This window comes from Neisseria sp. P0008.S010 (assembly GCF_051962715.1).
Taxonomy (GTDB): Bacteria; Pseudomonadota; Gammaproteobacteria; order Burkholderiales; family Neisseriaceae; genus Neisseria; species Neisseria elongata.
Genome location: NZ_JBQCVA010000144.1, coordinates 1 through 487, shown reverse-complemented (window position 1 = coordinate 487; position 487 = coordinate 1). Strand labels below are relative to the sequence as shown.

The following is a 487-nucleotide window of genomic DNA, read 5'->3' as shown; positions in this document are numbered from 1 at the left end:
CTCGGAGATGTGTATAAGAGACAGGACTACTCGGGTATCTAATCCTGTTTGCTCCCCACGCTTTCGCACCTCAGCGTCAATACTTGTCCAGTCAGTCGCCTTCGCCACTGGTGTTCTTCCGAATATCTACGAATTTCACCTCTACACTCGGAATTCCACTGACCTCTCCAAGATTCTAGCTATCTAGTTTCAAAGGCAGTTCCGGGGTTGAGCCCCGGGCTTTCACCTCTGACTTGAATAACCGCCTACGTACTCTTTACGCCCAGTAATTCCGAACAACGCTAGCTCCCTCCGTATTACCGCGGCTGCTGGCACGGAGTTAGCCGGAGCTTATTCTCCCGGTACTGTCATTATCATCCCGGGTAAAAGAGCTTTACAACCCTAAGGCCTTCATCACTCACGCGGCATTGCTGGATCAGGCTTTCGCCCATTGTCCAATATTCCCCACTGCTGCCTCCCGTAGGCTGTCTCTTATACACATCTGACG

At 51.5% G+C, this 487-nt stretch carries 1 rRNA gene; it reads right to left on the bottom strand.

Annotated features, from left to right (window positions below):
- Positions 1-487: ribosomal RNA gene (locus ACTHSL_RS12920) — 16S ribosomal RNA — on the bottom strand; the annotation flags it as partial.